Source organism: Nocardiopsis mwathae (assembly GCF_014201195.1).
GTDB classification, from domain to species: Bacteria; Actinomycetota; Actinomycetes; order Streptosporangiales; family Streptosporangiaceae; genus Nocardiopsis_C; species Nocardiopsis_C mwathae.
Map to the genome: position 1 here is coordinate 1,596,810 of NZ_JACHDS010000001.1, position 18,173 is coordinate 1,614,982.

Below are 18,173 nucleotides of genomic sequence, written 5' to 3' on the forward strand. Positions count from 1 at the left end.
GGGCGCGGACCGTCGGCCGCGCAGGGTCGGATCGCCCTCAGTGCCCCAGCACGGCCTCCAGATAGGCGTTGGTGAACCTGCGGTCCGGATCGACGCGGTCGCGGATCGCGAGGGCGTCGCCGAAGCGCGGGTACACCGACTCCAGGTAGGCGCGGTCGCGGGTGTGCATCTTGCCCCAGTGCGGGCGCCCGCCCACCGCGGTGAAGACAGCCTCCAAATCGGCGAAGTACCGCTCATGGGGGGCGCCCCGGTAGACGTGGGCGGCCACGTAGGCGGTGTCGCGGCCGTATGCGGTGGACAGCCAGACGTCGTCGGCCGGGGCGAAGCGCACCTCGATCGGGAAGCCGATGCGGTGGTCGCGGCGGTCGATGATGGAGCGGATCTCCCGGAGCACGTCGGCGACGTGCTCGGCGGGGATCGCGTACTCCGTCTCCACGAACTTCACCCGGCGGGTGCTGGCGAACACCCGGTAGGAGGTGTCGGTGTAGGCGCGCGCCGACAGGGCGCGCGCCGCGACCTGGTTGATCGCCGGGATCGCCGCGGGCGCCCGCAGCCCGGCGCGGTTGGCCCACTCGAAGACCGATGAGGACAGGAATTCGTCCTCCAGCCAGGCGCGCAACGGCCCGACCGGATCGGCGGGGCCGCCGACACGGTTGTTGCGCTTGGTGTAGGTGCGTCCGGTGTGCGGGAACCAGAAGAACTCGAAGTGATCGTTGTCGGCGCGCAGCCGCGCCCAGTTCTCCAGCACCGCGTCCAGCGGCAGCGGGATCTCCCGGGCGCGCAGCAGGAACGACGGGCGCACCGACAGGGTCAGCGCGGTGACGACGCCGAACGCGCCCAGCCCGACCCGAGCGGCGTGGAACAGATCGGGGTCCTGCTCGGCCGAGCAGGCCGCCACGGTCCCGTCGGCCAGGACCAGCTCCATCCCGACGACCTGGTCGGCCAGCCCGCCCAGGTCGCGGCCGGTGCCGTGCGTCCCGGTCTGGATGGCGCCGGCCGCCGTCTGCACGGCGATGTCGCCCATGTTGGCCAGGGCGAGGCCGTGCGCGTGCAGCGCCTCGTTGACATCGCACAGCTGCATTCCGGCCTCGACGGTGGCGGTCCCGGCGGCGGGGTCCACGTCGCGGACGCGGGTCAGGGAGGTGGGGGAGAGGAGGGTGCCGTCGGTGACGGCGACGTCGGTGAAGGAGTGCCCGGAGCCCACCATCCGGACCCGGCTCCCGGCCGCCGCGGCCGCGCGGACGGCCGCGACGACGTCGCCGGTGGTGTTGGGTGCCTCCATCCGGCGCGGCCGTGCCCGGTGTGTCCCGGGCCATGTGGTCCACAACACATTGGTCATACTTCGGCACCGTACCGAACCCGGTTCGGCGGTGCGGCGGCGACCCGGCGTCCGGTGACGTTCGCAACGCGCCGTCGACCCCGACCCGGGGCGGTGCGGCCACCGCAGCCTGGTTACATGGAACCCATGAGGCCCTACGACGCGTTTCTGCTGATCTCCTTCGGCGGCCCGGAGGCCGTCGACGACGTCATCCCCTTCCTGGAGAACGTCACCCGCGGCCGCGGCATCCCCCGCGAGCGGCTTGCGGAGGTCGGCGAGCACTACTACCTGTTCGACGGTGTCAGCCCGATCAACCAGCAGTGCCGCGACCTGATCGAGGCGATCCGCGCCGACTTCGCCGCGAACGGGGTGGACCTGCCCGTCTACTGGGGCAACCGGTTCTGGGAGCCGATGCTCGGCGACACCGTCGCGCGGATGGCCAAGGACGGGGTCCGCCGCGCGGTGGCGCTGTCCACCTCGGCCTACTGCAGCTACTCCAGCCACCGCGCCTATCTCGACGACATCGCCAAGGCGCGCGCGGCCGTCGGCCCCGACGCCCCGGAGATCGAGCTCATCCGCCCGTTCTTCGACCACCCCGGGTTCATCGAGCCCCTGGTCGAGTACGCCCGCGCGGCGCTGGACCGGCTCCCCGAGGGCGAGCGGGCCGGGGCGCGCCTGCTGTTCTCCGCGCACTCCATCCCCACGGCCATGGCCGAGGCCAGCGGCGACCCCGAGCAGGGCTACGGGCCCGGCGGGGCCTACGCCGCCCAGCTGGCCGAGGTCGCCCGCCTGGTCACCGAGCGCCTGGGCGGCGGGCACGACTACGAGCTCGTCTACCAGAGCCGCAGCGGGCCGCCCAGCCAGCCCTGGCTGGAGCCCGACATCAACGACCGGCTGGAGGAGCTCGCCGCCGAGGGGGTGACCGCCGTCGTCACCGTGCCCCACGGCTTCGTCTCCGACCACATGGAGGTCAAGTACGACCTCGACCACGAGGCCGTGGCGACGGCGCGCCGTCTGGGCATCGCCTTCGAGCGCGCGCTGAGCCCTGGCACCCACCCGAAGTTCGTCGCCATGGCGCGCGAGCTCGTCACCGAGCGCGCGACGGGCGCCGAGCGCGTCGGCCTGAGTGACCTGCCCGGCTGCCCCGAAGGCTCGGCGACCTGCTGCGCACCACGATGACCGGCGGAGGAGCGCTGTGAGAAGCATCACCGGTGGCCCGGGGGCGGCGCCGTGACCTCGCGGTCGCGCGGGCGGGCGCCCGGCGTGTCCCGGGCGCGGCCTGCGATGACGCCCCCGCCGACCGCCGGTTTCCGCGGGCGGCGGCTACGATGCATCGCGTGAGAGCCTGGCTGACGCGCGTCCGTCCGCGCGTGACCGTTCCGGTCGCGATCCTGGCCGTGGCGGTGGCCGGTGCCACCGCCACCGCGGTGGCACCGGGTGCCGACGACCCCTCCTACCGGGTGATCGACCAGGTGATCGAGGTTCCGGAAGAGCCCGGCGGCGACACCGCCATCGGACTCGACACCAGCCTCTTCCTGCCCGACGACGCACCGGGCCCCGTCCCGGCGATCCTCGTCGCGCACGGCTTCGCCGGAAGCAAGGAGACCAGCCGGGAGGAGGCCGCCGAGCTCGCCGAGGCCGGGTTCGCGGTGCTGACCTGGACGGCCCGCGGCTTCGGGGCCTCCGGCGGGCGGATCGGGCTCAACGACCCCGACTACGAGGTCGCCGACGTCACGCACCTCATCGACTGGCTGGCCGAGCGCCCCGAGATCCGGCTGGACGGCGAAGGCGACCCGCGTGTCGGCATGACCGGCGGATCCTACGGCGGCGCCGTCACCCTGCTCGCGGCCGGGGCCGACGACCGGATCGACGCCATCGCCCCGCGCTCCACCTACCACGACCTCGCCGACGCGCTCTTCCCCGACGCCTCCGGCGGCGGTCCCGGGAACGGCGTCTTCAAGCAGATGTGGACCGGGCTGCTGTTCACCGCGGGCAGCGCGGGAACCCAGGACCCCGAGGGGCTGGGCGGCCTGGTCGGCCCGGGCGCCCCCGGCACACCCGGCGAGGACCCGGACGGCGGCGGCGCACGCGGCGGCGCTTCGGACGCCGACGCCCCCGCCCCCGCCCCCGACGCCGACACCGGATCGGTGCGCTGCGGACGGTTCCGCGCCGACTTCTGCGCCATGTACGAGGAGGCCGCGGAGAAGGGCCGCCCGTCGGCGGACATGCTCGACCTGCTCCACCGCAACAGCCCCGCCTCCGCGGTCGACGACATCACCGCCCCCACCCTGCTCGTCCAAGGCATGCAGGACACCCTGTTCCCGCTCGACCAGGCCGACGCCACCGCCCGTGCGCTGCGCGACAACGGCGTCCCACTGGACGTCATGTGGACCGAGGGCGGCCACGACGCCGCCGAACCCGAGGGCCGGGACACCGCCGACGCCATCCGGGACTGGTTCGACGCCTGGCTGCGGGGCGACGGCCCGGACGAGGCCGAGACCGGGTTCTCGGTGACCCGCCCGCAGCACGTCAGCAACGGCGGCCGGTCCACCCGGCAGGGCACCGTCCCCCGGGCGGCGCGCGCCGAGGACTACCCGGGCCTGGAGGGCACCGACACCGACACCCTGCCACTCGCCCCCGCCGGCTCCGCCCGCGGCCAGGACGGCCCGCAGGAGATCGTCGCCCCGCCCGGCGGATCGCCCGCCGCGCTCTCCTCGGTGCCCGGCCTCGGCGCGCTGAGCCGCCTGGGCGGCGGGCTGCCCGGAGGGGGCGGGATCGCCGTGGACATCCCCGGGCAGACGGCGGTCTTCTCCTCCGACCCCCTCGACGAGGACCTCACGGTGACCGGCGCACCCACCGTCACCGTCCGCGTCGGCGGGGGCGGAGACGACGCCCCCGCCGAGGCCGTGCTGTTCGCCAAGGTCTACGACGTCACGCCCGACGGCATGGCCACACTTCCGCGCCAGCTCGTGGCCCCCTTCCGCGTCTCCCTCGGCGACGGGCCCTCCGACGTCGAGGTCCGCCTCCCGGCCATCGACCACACCTTCGCCGAGGGCCACTCCCTGCGCCTCGCGGTGAGCACCGGCGACATGGCCTACGCCCAGCCCGACACCGCCGCGACCTACACCGTCGACCTGCCCGACACCCAGGCGGGGCTCACCCTCCCGCTCCAGCCCGACCTGGTCACCCCCCGGGCGATGCTGCCCGCCTGGACCTGGGCGCTGCCGCTGTCCGCGGTCATCGTGGCCGCCGCCCTGCTGCTGCTCGGCCGCCGCCGGTCCGGGCCCGCGCCGGCCGACCCCGGCCTCGCCGACGTCCCGCTGCGCATCGACGGCCTGACCAAGCGGTTCCCCAACGGCCACCTCGCGGTCGACGACCTCTCGCTGCGGGTGGAGCGCGGCCAGGTACTCGGGCTACTCGGGCCCAACGGCGCCGGCAAGACCACGACCCTGCGCATGCTCATGGGACTGGTGCGCCCGGACGCGGGCGACATCCGCATCTTCGGCCACCAGGTCGTCCCGGGCACCCCGGCGCTGGCCCGACTGGGCTCCTTCGTCGAGGGGCCCGGCCACCTCCCGCACCTGTCCGGGCGCGCCAACCTGGAGCTGTACTGGCGTGCCACCGGCCGCCCGCTCGGCGAGTCCCGCGTCGACGAGGCCGTGCGCATCGCCGCTCTCGGCGAGGCGCTGGACCGCCCGGTGCGCACCTACTCCCAGGGCATGCGCCAGCGCCTGTCCATCGCCCAGGCCATGCTCGGCCTGCCCGACCTGCTGGTCCTGGACGAGCCCACCAACGGGCTCGACCCGCCCCAGATCCGCGAGATGCGCGACGTGCTGGTGGCCTACGCCGCCACCGGCCGCACCGTGATCATCTCCAGCCACCTGCTCGCCGAGGTCGAGCAGACCTGCACCCACGTCGTCGTGATGGACCGCGGGCGGCACGTCGCCGCCGGCCCGGTCGCCGACATCGTGGGCGAGGGGGACGCGGTCCTGGTCGGCGTGGACGACCCGGCGGCCGTCGCCGACCGCGTCCGCGCGATCGACGGCGTCGCCGAGGCCGAGCCCGCCGAGGACGGCCTGGTCGTCCGGCTGCGCGAGGGGCAGGGCGGGGTCGCCCGGCTCGTCGCCGAGCTCGTGTCATCGGGCCTCGACGTCCACCGGGTGGTGCCGCGGCGCCGTCTGGAGGACGCGTTCCTGTCCCTGATCACGGCCGGCGAGCGGCGAGTCGGCGAGCGAGCGGAACCGCCGCCGCCGGGTGCCGAGGGCCGAATCGCCGGGGCGGCGGAGACGAGCGGGCGGGCGAGCGCGAGGGGCGACACGGAGGCGGGGGAGCGGTCGTGAAGGAAGGAGCATCGGACGGCACGGTGAACGAGGCCGCGCTGCGGCACGCCGGTGCCACCGGCACGGCGACGGAGGCCGAGCGCCATGTCCGCCACACCCTGCCGCTGCGGGTGGAGCTCAGCCGCCAGCTGCGCCGTCGGCGCACCCTGCTGACGTTCGGGTTCCTGCTGCTGCTCCCCTGGCTGCTGGTGACCGCGTTCGCCGTGGACGGCGGGGACGACGGCGGGGGCGCCTCCAGGTGGAACCTACTGGACCTGGCCACCACCGGCGCGTTCAACTTCACCGTGTTCACGCTGTACGTCTCCGCGGGCTTCCTGCTGGTCGTGGTGGTGGCGCTGTTCTGCGGCGACACCGTGGCCAGCGAGGCCGAGTGGTCGAGCCTGCGCTACCTGCTGGCCGCGCCGGTGCCGCGGATGCGGCTGCTGCGCCAGAAGCTGGTGGTCGCACTCGGGCTCAGCGCCGCCGGGGTGCTCACCCTGGCGCTGATGTCGCTGCTGGCCGGGGGGCTCGTCTACGGCTGGCAGCCGATCGAGCTGCCCGTCGGCGGACCCGATCCCGGAGTCGCCGACTCGCTGATGCGGATCGGCATCGTGGTCGGCTACCTGATGGTGGCGCTGCTCGTGGTCGCCGGCACCGCGTTCGCGCTGACCGTGGCCACCGACTCGCCGCTGGGAGCCGTCGGCGGCGCCGTCGCGCTGATCATCATGTCCAACATCCTGGAGGCCGTCGACGCGCTCGGCGCCATCCGCGAATTCCTCCCCGCCTACTGGATGTTCGCCTGGACCGACGCGCTGCGCCCCGAACTGCCCTGGGACGGGATGGTGCAGGGGGCGGCGGTGTCGTTCTCGTATGCGACCGTGCTCGTCGCCTGGGCGTTCCGGCATTTCCGCGACAAGGACGTGGTCTCCTGACGGCCGTGTCGGCGGTGGCCGCGGCGGTCCGCCGCTCACCGGTCGGCCGGGCCGCGGGCGGCCGCTCCCGATAGGGTCGCCCGCACAGCGCTCGCCGCGTCCCCTCATGGACGCCGAAACACAGGAGGTTCGCGTGGTCCGACCCTGGCACGAGCTGTCCGAGTACGTCCGTCTGCGGCGCGTCAACGGGCTGCGGCTGTCCCCCGACGGGACGCGCCTGGTCGCGCCCGTCAGCGAGCTCCAACCGGACGGCAGGACCTACGGCACCGCGCTGTGGGAGATCGATCCGGCGGGTGGGCGCGACCCCCGCCGCCTGACCCGCTCCGCGGCCGGGGAGTCGGCCCCCGACTTCCTCCCCGACGGTTCGCTGCTGTTCACCTCGAAGCGCGCCGACCCCGAGGCGGCGCCCAACGGGTCCGCCGACAACGCCAAGCCCGCCCTGTGGCTGCTGCCCGCCGAAGGCGGGGAGGCCCGCCGCGTCGCCACGGCCGCCGGCGGTATCGCGTCCTTCGCGGTGGCGCGCGACACCGGCACCGTCGTCTACGCGGCCGCCGTCCACCCCGGCACCCAGGGTGCGGAGGCCGACGAGCAGTGGCGCACCGCGCGCCGGGACAGCGGGGTGACGGCGATCCTGCACGAGTCCGGCCTGGTGCGCTCCTGGGACAGCGACCTCGGCCCCGACCATCCGCGGCTGTACGCGGCCGCCCCGCCGGACGGCGCCGCCGCCCGGCCGGGGGAGGCGCGCGACCTCACCCCCGACGCCGGAAAGGCGCTGATCGACCAGGTCAGCGACATCACCCCCGACGGCGGCACCGTCGTCACCGGCTGGCAGGTGCCCGCCGGCCGCGGTGCGTGGCGCCGCGAGGTCGTCGCGGTCGACACGGCGACCGGGCGGCGCAGGCCCGTGGCCGACGACCCCGGGTTCGACTTCACCGGCCCCCGGGTCTCGCCCGACGGGCGCTACGCCGTGATGGCACGCGCCTTCGACGGCGAGTACGACGGGGAGCCCCGCGACCGCACCCTCTGGCTCGTCGACCTCGCCACCGGTGAGGGCCGCGACCTGCTGCCCGACACCGAGCTGTGGCCGGGCGAGTACGCCTGGGCCGCCGACTCCGCCGCCGTCTTCTTCACCGCGGACGCGGGCGGGCGCCGCCCGGTGTTCCGCGTCGACGTCGCCTCCGCCGTGCTGACCCGGGTGACCGGTGACGACGGTGCCTACAGCGCCCTCAACCCGGCCCCCGACGGCGCCGCCCTCTACGCTCTGCGCGACGCCGTGGACGCCGCGCCCGCGCCGGTCCGCCTCGACGCCACCGCGACCGACGGGCGGCCCACCCGGCTGCGCTCCCCCCAGGAGCCCCTGGACGTCCCGGGAACGCTCACCGAGATCGAGACCCGGGCGGACGACGGCACCGCGGTCCGCGCCTGGCTGGTGCTGCCGGCCGACGCCGCCGACACCCCGGCGCCGCTGGTGCTGTGGGTGCACGGCGGCCCCTACATGAGCTACAACGGGTGGAACTGGCGGTGGAACCCGTGGCTGCTGGCCGCCCGGGGCTACGCCGTGCTGCTGCCCGACCCCGCGCTGTCGACCGGCTACGGCCAGGACATGCTGCGCCGCGCCTGGGGGCGGTGGGGGCCGCGCACCTTCGCCGACCTGATGGCGATCACCGACGCGGCCGTCGCCCGCCCCGACATCGACGCGGAACGCACCGCCGCCATGGGCGGCTCCTTCGGCGGCTACATGGCCAACTGGATCGCCGGGCACACCGACCGGTTCCGGGCGGTCGTCGCGCACGCCTCGCTGTGGGGGCTGGACGCGTTCGGCGGCACCACCGACTACCCGTGGATCTGGGAGCGCGAGTTCGGCGAGCCCCGCACCCGGCCGGAGCGCTACGAGCTCAACAGCCCGCACCGGCACGTGGCCGGGATCACCACCCCCATGCTGGTGATCCACGGCGACAAGGACTACCGGGTGCCCATCGGGGAAGGTCTGCGACTGTGGTGGGATCTGATGAGCCACGAAGTGGACGCCAAGTTCCTGTACTTCCCGGACGAGAACCACTGGATCCTGACACCGGGCAACGCCCGCATCTGGTACGAGACGGTCCTCGCCTTCCTCGACCACCACGTGCACGGCAAGGAGTGGAGCCGCCCGGAGCTGCTGTGACCCCGGACACGCGGCCCCGGTGGCTAGGGTCGGATGCGTCGACCATGGGATCCGGGCGGACCAGTGCCCGGCCATAGACCAGGGGGATATCCGATGTCTGCAGCCGCCGGGGACCCGGCCGATCTCCTCGCGCTCGCCCTCGACGCCGCCCGGGAGGCCGGGCGGCTCGCGGCCGAGGGCCAGGACGGCATCGACGTGCTGGCGACCAAGACGACGCCGACCGACGTCGTCACCGCCATGGATCGCGCGGCCGAGGAGCTGATCCGCAAGCGCCTGCTGGGCGCCCGGCCCGGGGACGCCGTCCTCGGTGAGGAGGGCGGTGCCGAGGACGGCACCAGCGGGGTGCGGTGGATCGTCGACCCGATCGACGGGACGGTGAACTACCTCTACGGCCGCGAGGACTGGGCGGTGTCCGTCGCCGCGGAGGTCGGCGGCGAGGTCGTGGCCGGGGCCGTGGTGGCGCCGGTGCGGGGCGACGAGTACACGGCGGCGCTGGGCGGAGGAGCGTTCTGCAACGGCGCACCGCTGCGCGTGCGCCCCGCGGTGCCGCTGGAGATGGCGCTGGTGGCCACAGGGTTCGGCTACAGCGCCGCGCGCCGGGCCCGCCAGGCCGAGGTGGTGCGCACCCTGCTGCCGCGGGTACGCGACATCCGGCGCGTGGGCTCGGCGGCACTGGACCTGTGCGGGCTGGCCCGCGGCCGCTTCGACGCCTACTACGAGCGCGGGCTCAACGCGTGGGACTGGGCGGCGGCCGCGCTCATCGCCCAGGAGGCCGGGGCGCGGGTCGGCGGTCTGCACGGCGCGCCGATCAACCCCGAGCTGGCGATCGCGGCGCCTCCGGGCCTCTTCGAGGAGCTGCACGACCTGTTGGCCCCGCTGAACGCGGACGCGGACGCGAATCCCGACGAGAGCTGACACACCGCCGCGGCGGGGCACGCGAAGAGGGCCGGCCGGATCCTGGGGATCCGGCCGGCCCTCGGAAGGTCACGAGGTCAGGCGGACTCGGGGTCGATCCCGTTGCGGGCCGCGATGCGGCGCAGGTCCTCTAGCTCCGACGCGTGCGTGTCGGCGAGGAAGTCGTCTCCAGCGGACTGGGCCGCTTGGAGCGACATGGAGGTTTCTCGGATGCGGCACTTGATCTCCGCGAGGAACTCGCCCATTTCACCTCACTCAGTGTTCAAGCAGGAACTACGGTGTGTCACGACGGTGTGACAGGGGTACTGCCGCTCGGGCCGTGATCATGCCTACCCACCGCCCCGGTCCGGGTAAACCTGGCCTTTGCCGTCGGTGCCGATCCGCGGTCAGGCCTGTTCGGTGGTGCGGCGTGCCCACATCATGCCAGGCGGTGTGACGCGCCTCGCACCGGGGCCGGGTTTCCGCTTCCGGTTCCGGGCGGCCGCCCGCGCTCCGATCATCCCGGCCCGGGGTGGCGATCGCGGCGCCGGCCGGGCGATTCGGTCGAGGTGCGGGTGAACGGCTACCTTAGGAGTGTCGCGCGACACATCGGGTGATTCGTGCGAGGGCTTACTTCTTTCTTATCCTGGATGTGTCAGATTCGAGATGTGCGGGGTGATGCCGCTGCCGGCGGTTGGGGGATACGCCGGTAGCGGCTCCTCGCTTTCGAGGGAACGGCGGTCGCCCGGTCCGACGGGAACCGGCCGCCGAAACCCACGGCTTCCCGGCGCCTGCCGAGGTCGCCGCGCCCCGGGTTCCGCCCTACGTCGGGCGGTGCCGGGTGAAGGGCCGCTCCACCGCGGCCCCGCCGCAGTTCGCAAGGGCTGCGACGGTTTACTTCATCCTTATTCGGGGTGTGGGACAACAGTGGACGTGGCCGGGGATTAGACGCCGCTGCCGGTGTGTTGGGGGATGCGCCGGCAGCGGCCCATTCCGGGCTCTCCCATGGGAAACGAAGGACGACGGACACAGTGCGCGTACTTGTGGTCGAAGACGAGCGAGTGCTCGCCGACGCCATCGCCGTCGGCCTACGGCGCGAATCCATGGCCGTGGACGTCGTCTACGACGGCGACACCGCCCTGGAGAACGCCGGGGTCAACGAATACGACGTCATCGTTCTGGACCGGGACCTGCCCGGGGTGCACGGGGACGACGTCGCGCGCTCCCTGGTCGACCAGAGCTATACGGGTCGCATCCTCATGCTGACGGCCTCCCGCGAACTGGAGGACAAGGTCGAGGGCCTCACGCTCGGCGCCGACGACTACATGGCCAAGCCGTTCGCCTTCGCCGAGCTCATCGCCCGCGTGCGTGCCCTGGGCCGCCGCGCGGTCCCGCCGCTGCCGCCCGTGCTGCGCCGCAGCGGGATCACGCTCGACCCGGCCAACCACACCGTCGAGCGCGACGGCCGCGACGTGGCCCTCACTCCCAAGGAGTTCGCCGTCTTGGAGGTGCTGATGCGCGCCGACGGCACGGTGGTCAGCGCCGAAGGGCTGCTGGAGAAGGCCTGGGACGAGAACGCCGACCCCTTCACCAACGTCGTGCGCGTCACCGTGATGACCCTGCGCAAGAAGCTCGGCGAACCCCCCGTCATCCAGACCGTCCCCGGCGCGGGATACCGGATTTGAGCACCGGCGACGCCGAATCCGCGGTGCCACCGGGCGAGGTGGCGCCGACCCCGCCCGGTGAGACCGGCACATGGCGGCGGCTGAGTGTCCCCGCCGCGCCCTCGGACAAGCCGCAGAGCGCCGTCTCCCACCAGGTCCACCGGCTGACCGACAACATCAGCCTGCGCGCCCGGCTCACCCTGATCTACGGGATGCTGTTCTTCGCCGCCGGCTCGCTGCTGGTCCTGCTGAACTACGTCATCGTCGCCACCCTTCTGGACAACCTGGAGTTCACCCTCTCCACCGCGGCCCCCTACGAGGAGCCCCCGCCCGGGCTCGTCGAGGAGCTCAAGAACCAGCTGATCGAGTCGGTGCTGGCCCAGGTCACCCGCTTCTCGGTGCTGGCGCTGGTCATCGTGGGACTGCTCGCGGTCGCGCTCGGCTACGCGATCGCCGGGCGAGCCCTGTCCCCGCTGCACAAGATCACCCGCACCGCGCGCCGCCTGTCCGAGCGCTCCCTGCACGAGCGCATCGCGCTGGGCGGCCCCGAGGACGAGATCCGCGAGCTGGCCGACACCTTCGACGGCATGCTGGAACGCCTCGACCGCGCCTTCGACGGGCAGCGGCGGTTCGTCGCCAACGCCTCGCACGAGCTGCGCACGCCCCTGGCCATCAACCGGACCCTGCTGGAGGTCGCGCTGAGCGACCCCGACGCCTCGGCCGACCTGAAGTCGGTCGGGCGCACCCTGCTGGAGACCAACTCCCGGCACGAACGCCTCATCGACGGGCTGCTGCTGCTCGCCAAGAGCGACCGGGAACTCGACACCCGTGTCCACATCGACATGGGCGAGGTCGCCGAGACCGTGCTGAGCCAGCTGTCGGCCGAGATCGCGGCGTCGGGACTCAACGTCCGCTCCGACCTGCGCGCCGCCCACGTCACCGGCGACCCCGTCCTCTTGGAGCGGCTGGTGGCCAACCTGGTGGAGAACGCGCTGCGCTACAACGTGGCCGACGGCGAGATCACCATCCGCACGGGCATCTACGACGGCGCGCCCGCCGTCCAGGTGGAGAACTCCGGCCCGGTCATCCCCGGCTACGAGGTCGAGGGTCTGTTCGAGCCCTTCCGCCGCGCCTCGGGCGACCGGCTGAGGTCCGCCAAGAGCGCCGGCCTGGGGCTGTCCATCGTGCGCTCCGTCGTGCGCGCGCACGGAGGCACGGTGCAGGCCTGGCCGCGCGCCGGAGGCGGTCTCGTGGTCACCGTGTGCCTCCCCGAAGGGCGCGCGGAAGCCCCGTCGGGCACGGGCCGCTGAGCCTCTGCCGGACCCGGCTGCGCCGGGGATCTCGTCCGTGATATCTATACGTGTCGCACGACACGGCCACCACGGGACCGAGCACTTGCCACGGGTAGGTATGCTCACCCGGGCGTGAACACGGCGGGAAGTCATCCCGGCGTGAGCGTGTCTTCAGACCTTGCCACTCGGGGAGTACCCGCGCTCGTCCGGTGCGAGGAAAGACGATGAAATAGGTCGGAATCCTTCGGGCGTTGGGTAGCACATGAGAACGAACCGGTCCGCGTCGCCCACGGGCATGACCGGACCCGGCCGCTCCATGGCGCCAGCAGGTGGAACGTTGCCCGGGAGGGGGAACACTCCACTCGCGACCCGAGAGATTTTTGGCCGAAACGGGCACAAGAGGCGTCTCTCAAGCGTTACATCCGCGCGACGAGGCAAAGAACGAGGGGGATGGAGTTAGCGCAATGGCCACCGATTACGACAGCCCGCGCAAGACCGACGAGGACATCAACGAAGACAGCCTGCAGGAGCTGCAGGCGCGTCGGGTCGACAAGGGCACCGGCACCATCGACATCGACCCCGACGAGGTCAACGAGGGCCTGGAGCTTCCGGGGGCGGACCTGTCCGGTGAGGAGCTGGCGGTCCGAGTGCTGCCGCGGCAGGCGGACGAGTTCACCTGCTCGCGCTGCTTCCTCGTGCACCACCGCAGCCAGCTGGCCGAGGAGCGCAAGGGCCAGCTCGTCTGCAAGGAGTGTGCCTGAGAACGGGGAGCCTCCCTCCCTTGAGTCGCCTCGACGGCCGTGCGCCCTGGCATATCGATGCGTCCCCGCGAACCGGGGGCGCATCGCCTTTTCCACGGCCGGGACCGCCGCATCGCCGCCGCATCCCCGTCTGGTTTCATGGAGGAAACGCCGAGAGGAAGGTGAGACCGTGGCTGCGGCAGCGTCGGCATCACCGGGCGCGCCGGGGCCCCGGCCCCGTGCGGCCGACACCCACGACGGGGACACCGCCCCCGTCGGTGCCACCCCCGGCTCCGAGGGCGTCGCCGAGCTCGTCGGCACGATCGTCGCCGACGGCGGCACCGATCCCCGGCACCGTGCCGGACACATCGCGCGCCTGGCCCGCGCCCTGGCCGACAGCGCCCGGACCGCGGGCGTCGCGAGTGCGGCCACGGGCCGCTGGATCACGGACGTCTTCGCCGACGAGATCGCGCCGCGCATCCCGGTGCGCGACCGCGCGACCCTGGTCCGCCACCACAACGGGCTGGACGGCGAGGAGCTCGCCGACGCCCTGGTGCGCAACGCCGCCCACACCACCACCGCGGTCGGCGCCGCCGGCGGCGCGCTGGCGGCCGTCCAGCTGACCGCGCCCCCGCTGCTGCTCACCGCGCCCGCGAAGATCGCGGCCGAGACACTGGTGGTCGCAGCCGTCGAGGTCAAGCTCGTCGCCGAGCTGCACGAGGTGTACGGGACCCCGATGCCCGGGGCCGGGCTGCAGCGGGCCACGGGCTACCTGTCGGCGTGGGCGCGCAAGCGCGGCATCGACCCCCTCCAGGTCCCCGAGTCGCTGGCGATCGCGCTGGGCACCGCGGCCAAGGCGGCCCTGCGCAGGCGCCTGCTGCGGCTCATGGGACGCCACCTCAGCACGCTCGGCCCCTACCTCAGCGGCGCGGTGGCCGGCGGCACCCTGAACCGGATGGCGACGTTCGCGCTCGCCAAGGCCGTCCGCACCGACCTGCGCGCCCGGACACCGACCGCGGCCCCTCCGCCGGTCCCGGCGAGGAACACCGGGTGATCGGCGGTATCAGGTGTCCTGCGCCGGGACCGGCGGAGGGGCCGCGGTGTCGGTAGGGCAGGGGTCAGTCGCGCTCCAGCTCGCGGTGCCGGTGCGGCCCCATGCGCTTGTAGGCGGCGCGCACCGCCAGGACGCGGGCGACCTCCATCCCGACGCCGGTCACCACGGCCCAGCCCAGGGCCTCGCCCAGGCCGATCTCCAGCGACTCGGGGTCGTTCGGCGGCTCCTTGCCCGTCACCTGGGTCCATGCGAAGGTCAGGACCTTGCGGGCCGCGTACCCGGCCGCGAGGGCGGCCACGCCGCCCACGATCTGCGCGGCGAGCTCACCTTCCTGCTTTGCCATGCGATTCGATCACTTCCGTTGTCGTCGTCCGCGTGCTGCGGGGGTGTGCCGATGACGATACTGGCTTCTCCCGCGCCGTGTCCTGTGCCGTAGGGCCGTGCCCGGCGGTGACGCGCCCCGGCGGCTCCCGGCGCACCGGTGAGGCACGCGCCACGATCACACCGATGGTGGTGGATTCCCGGAGCGATCACGGTCGCTGGAGCAATACCATTGCCCCATGACCAACCGCTCTCGTTCCTTCCGCGTGCCCGACAAGCCCTCGCTCGACGGTATCGAGGCGAAATGGGTCGACGTATGGGATGAGTCCGGCGTCTACCATTTCGACCGCGCCAAGAGCCGCGAGGAGATCTTCTCGATCGACACCCCGCCGCCCACGGTCTCGGGGTCCCTGCACATCGGGCACGCCTTCTCCTACACCCACACCGACACCGTCGCCCGCTTCCAGCGCATGCGCGGCAAGTCGGTCTTCTACCCGATGGGCTGGGACGACAACGGCCTGCCCACCGAGCGCCGGGTGCAGAACTACTACGGGGTGCGCTGTGATCCGTCGGTCCCCTACGACCCGGACTTCTCCCCGCCGGCCAAGCCCGACCCCAAGCGGCAGGTGCCGATCTCCCGCCGCAACTTCATCGAGCTGTGCGACCGGCTCACCGCGGAGGACGAGAAGGTCTTCGAGCAGGTCTGGCGCCGCCTCGGGCTGAGCGTCGACTGGCGCTACACCTATGCCACCATCGACGACACCTCGCGCACCGCCGCCCAGCGGGCGTTCCTGCGCAACCTCGCGCGCGGCGAGGCCTACATGGCCGAGGCGCCCACGCTGTGGGACGTCACCTTCCGCACCGCCGTCGCCCAGGCCGAACTGGAGGACCGCGAGCGCCCCAGCGCCTTCCACAAGCTCGCCTTCCACCGCGCCGACGGCGGGAGGGTGCACATCGAGACCACCCGCCCCGAGCTGCTGGCCGCCTGTGTCGCGCTGGTCGCCCACCCGGACGACGAGCGCTACCGGGAACTGTTCGGGCAGACCGTGCGCACCCCGCTCTTCGACGTGGAGGTGCCGGTCAAGGCGCACCGGCTGGCCGACCCGGAGAAGGGCTCCGGGATCGCCATGATCTGCACCTTCGGTGACACCACCGACGTCACCTGGTGGCGCGAGCTGCAGCTGGAGACCCGCGCGATCATCGGCTGGGACGGCCGCATCGTGGCCGAGCCGCCCAAGGGCATCGAGGCCGAGGCGGGACGCCTGGCCTACGGCCGCCTGGCCGGCGCCACCGTGCACACCGCGCGCGAGCGCATCGTCGAGATGCTGCGCGAGTCCGGTGACCTGGTCGGCGAGCCCACGCCCGTCACCCACCCGGTCAAATTCTACGAGAGGGGCGACAAGCCGCTCGAAATCGTCACCACCCGCCAGTGGTACATCAGCAACGGCGGCCGCGACGCCGACGTCCGCGACGCGCTGCTGGAGCGCGGCCGGGAGCTCGCCTGGTACCCGGGCCACATGCGGTCCCGCTACGAGCACTGGGTGGAAGGCCTCAACGGTGACTGGCTGATCAGCCGCCAGCGCTTCTTCGGCGTCCCCTTCCCGGTCTGGTATCCGCTGGACGCCGAGGGCAACCCGCGCTATGACGAGCCGATCCTGCCCGATGAGGCGGCGCTTCCGGTCGACCCCAGCCAGGATGTGCCCCCCGGCTTCACCGAGGACCACCGCGGCCGCCCGGGCGGCTTCATGGGCGACCCCGACATCATGGACACCTGGGCCACGTCCTCGCTGACGCCGCAGATCGTCGGCGGCTGGGAGCGCGACAACGACCTGTTCGAGCGGGTGTTCCCGATGGACCTGCGCCCCCAGGGCCAGGACATCATCCGCACCTGGCTGTTCGCCACGGTCGTCCGGTCGCACTTCGAGCACGGTCGGGTGCCGTGGAAGAGCACCGGCATCTCCGGTTGGATCCTGGACCCCGACCGCAAGAAGATGTCGAAGTCCAAGGGCAACGTCGTCACCCCGATGGACCTGCTGGAGCGCTACAGCTCCGACGCCGTGCGCTACTGGGCGGCCAGCGGACGGCTGGGCACCGACACGGCCCTGGACGAGGGCCAGATGAAGGTCGGCCGCCGCCTGTCCATCAAGATTCTCAACGCCGGCAAGTTCGTGCTGTCGGTCGCGGGTGAGAATGCCTCCGAGGACCCGTCCGCGGTCACCGAGCCGCTGGACCGGGCCATGCTGGCGGCCCTGGCCGACGTCGTCGAGGACGCCACCGCCGCCTTCGAGGCCTACGACCACACCCGTGCCCTGGAGCGCGCTGAGCGGTTCTTCTGGGAGTTCTGCGACGACTACCTGGAGCTGGTCAAGGCCCGGGCCTATGACGCGGAGTCCGCTTCGGGCGCCTCGGCCCGCGCTGCCCTGCTCATCGCGCTCTCGGCGCTGCAGCGGCTGTTCGCCCCGTTCCTGCCGTTCGTCGCCGACGAGGTCTGGTCCTGGTGGAACGAGGGCTCGGTGCACGCCGCCTCCTGGCCCGATGCAGCCGAGTTCCGTGCGGCGGCCCAGGACGGCGACCCCGCCGTGCTGGCCACCACCTCCGAGGTGCTCAGGGCCATCCGCAAGGCCAAGTCGGAGGCCAAGCTGTCGATGCGCGCCGAGGTCGAGCGCGTCGTCGTGCGCGGCAAGAACGTGCAGAACGCCCGGGTCGCCCAGGGCGACATCGCGGCCGCCGGCCGCGCGGCCGCGATCACGTTCGAGGACACCGGCGACAGCGAGCTGACCGTCGACGTGGCCCTGCCCGCGCCCGAGTCCGACGCCTAGCGACACGGCGCGGGTCGCCCCGCCCGCCCCTCCGGTGGGCGGGGCGACCCGCGCTGCCCGCGCGCTCCCGCCGTCCCGGGCACGCCCGTTCCACCGAGCCCGGCAGCCCCCGGGCCGCGATAGGCTCGCCAAGTGTGAGTAGTACTTCCGTTAACGCCCCGGTGGAGATCCTCATCCGCCGCCTGGACCCCGGCGTACCGGTCCCCGCCTACGCCCACGCCGGCGACGCGGGCGCCGACCTGGTCACGACCGAGGACGTCGTCCTGGACCCCGGACAGCGCGCGACCGTGGGCACCGGCATCGCCATCGCCCTGCCCGACGGTTACGCCGCGTTCGTCCACCCCCGCTCCGGGCTCGCCGCCCGGTGCGGACTGACCGTCGTCAACGCCCCCGGCACGGTCGACGCCGGGTACCGCGGCGAGATCCGGGTGACCCTGCTCAACACCGACGCGACGACCCCGGTCAAACTGGCGCGCGGCGACCGGATCGCCCAGATGGTCGTCCAGCGGGTCGAGCGGGCCGCCTTCCGCGAGGTCGACGGCCTCCCGGACGACACGACGCGCGGGACAGGCGGGTTCGGCTCCACCGGCGGCCACGCGGCACGGAGATGACGACGACCACCCCCGGCGACCCCGGGGACGACGAAGTAGCGGGAG

14 protein-coding genes are annotated in these 18,173 nt (G+C 73.3%); 11 read left to right on the top strand and 3 right to left on the bottom strand.

Features of this window, described 5'->3' with window-relative positions; all coding sequences use genetic code 11:
- Window positions 1-37 precede the first annotated feature (37 nt).
- The gene (locus HNR23_RS06440; RefSeq protein WP_184074467.1) at window positions 38-1,339 is read right to left on the bottom strand and encodes a D-arabinono-1,4-lactone oxidase; all 1,302 of its coding nucleotides are present in this window, start codon (window positions 1,337-1,339) and stop codon (window positions 38-40) included.
- 126 nt (window positions 1,340-1,465) lie between these two features.
- On the opposite strand from HNR23_RS06440, the gene HNR23_RS06445 reads away from it, so the two are divergent.
- The 5 genes from HNR23_RS06445 (at window position 1,466) to HNR23_RS06465 (ending at window position 9,648) form a co-directional block, all read left to right on the top strand.
- Window positions 1,466-2,497 (top strand): ferrochelatase, encoded by a 1,032-nt coding sequence (locus HNR23_RS06445; protein ID WP_184079980.1) that lies wholly within the window; start codon window positions 1,466-1,468, stop codon window positions 2,495-2,497.
- A 158-nt stretch (window positions 2,498-2,655) separates the two neighbouring features.
- The gene (locus HNR23_RS06450; RefSeq protein ID WP_343070443.1) at window positions 2,656-5,658 is read left to right on the top strand and encodes an alpha/beta fold hydrolase; all 3,003 of its coding nucleotides are present in this window, start codon (window positions 2,656-2,658) and stop codon (window positions 5,656-5,658) included.
- Window positions 5,655-6,569, top strand: a complete 915-nt coding sequence (locus HNR23_RS06455) for an ABC transporter permease (protein ID WP_343070444.1) — start codon at window positions 5,655-5,657, stop codon at window positions 6,567-6,569. Before HNR23_RS06450 ends, HNR23_RS06455 begins: the two co-directional genes overlap by 4 nt.
- A gap of 133 nt (window positions 6,570-6,702) precedes the next feature.
- Entirely contained in the window at window positions 6,703-8,733 is a 2,031-nt protein-coding gene (locus tag HNR23_RS06460) for an alpha/beta fold hydrolase (RefSeq protein ID WP_184074471.1), read from the top strand.
- A 93-nt stretch (window positions 8,734-8,826) separates the two neighbouring features.
- On the top strand, window positions 8,827-9,648 hold the full coding sequence (locus tag HNR23_RS06465) for an inositol monophosphatase family protein (protein WP_184074473.1): 822 nt from the start codon (window positions 8,827-8,829) through the stop codon (window positions 9,646-9,648).
- A gap of 77 nt (window positions 9,649-9,725) precedes the next feature.
- Here the strand turns inward: HNR23_RS06465 and HNR23_RS06470 are convergent, their stop codons facing one another.
- Window positions 9,726-9,893 (bottom strand): hypothetical protein, encoded by a 168-nt coding sequence (locus tag HNR23_RS06470; protein WP_184074475.1) that lies wholly within the window; start codon window positions 9,891-9,893, stop codon window positions 9,726-9,728.
- 765 nt (window positions 9,894-10,658) lie between these two features.
- Here HNR23_RS06470 and HNR23_RS06475 point away from each other — a divergent pair.
- The 4 genes from HNR23_RS06475 (at window position 10,659) to HNR23_RS06490 (ending at window position 14,377) form a co-directional block, all read left to right on the top strand.
- Window positions 10,659-11,312 (top strand): response regulator, encoded by a 654-nt coding sequence (locus tag HNR23_RS06475; protein ID WP_184074477.1) that lies wholly within the window; start codon window positions 10,659-10,661, stop codon window positions 11,310-11,312.
- Complete coding sequence (locus tag HNR23_RS06480) at window positions 11,309-12,601, top strand: sensor histidine kinase (RefSeq protein WP_184074479.1); 1,293 nt, start codon at window positions 11,309-11,311, stop codon at window positions 12,599-12,601. Before HNR23_RS06475 ends, HNR23_RS06480 begins: the two co-directional genes overlap by 4 nt.
- Before the next feature lie 446 nt (window positions 12,602-13,047).
- Window positions 13,048-13,344: a DUF4193 domain-containing protein gene (locus HNR23_RS06485; protein WP_184074481.1), complete on the top strand. Its 297-nt coding sequence runs from the start codon at window positions 13,048-13,050 to the stop codon at window positions 13,342-13,344.
- Window positions 13,345-13,513: 169 nt separating this feature from the next.
- The gene (locus HNR23_RS06490) at window positions 13,514-14,377 is read left to right on the top strand and encodes a hypothetical protein (protein WP_184074483.1); all 864 of its coding nucleotides are present in this window, start codon (window positions 13,514-13,516) and stop codon (window positions 14,375-14,377) included.
- Window positions 14,378-14,441: 64 nt separating this feature from the next.
- Here HNR23_RS06490 and HNR23_RS06495 read toward each other — a convergent pair whose 3' ends face one another.
- Entirely contained in the window at window positions 14,442-14,720 is a 279-nt protein-coding gene (locus HNR23_RS06495; RefSeq protein WP_184074486.1) for a DUF4235 domain-containing protein, read from the bottom strand.
- A 217-nt stretch (window positions 14,721-14,937) separates the two neighbouring features.
- Here HNR23_RS06495 and valS point away from each other — a divergent pair, with 217 nt between their 5' ends.
- Both valS and dut read left to right on the top strand, forming a co-directional pair.
- Window positions 14,938-17,517, top strand: a complete 2,580-nt coding sequence (gene valS / locus HNR23_RS06500; protein ID WP_184074488.1) for a valine--tRNA ligase — start codon at window positions 14,938-14,940, stop codon at window positions 17,515-17,517.
- Between the two features lie 161 nt (window positions 17,518-17,678).
- Window positions 17,679-18,128: a dUTP diphosphatase gene (gene dut, locus HNR23_RS06505; RefSeq protein WP_394353812.1), complete on the top strand. Its 450-nt coding sequence runs from the start codon at window positions 17,679-17,681 to the stop codon at window positions 18,126-18,128.
- Window positions 18,129-18,173: the final 45 nt, after the last annotated feature.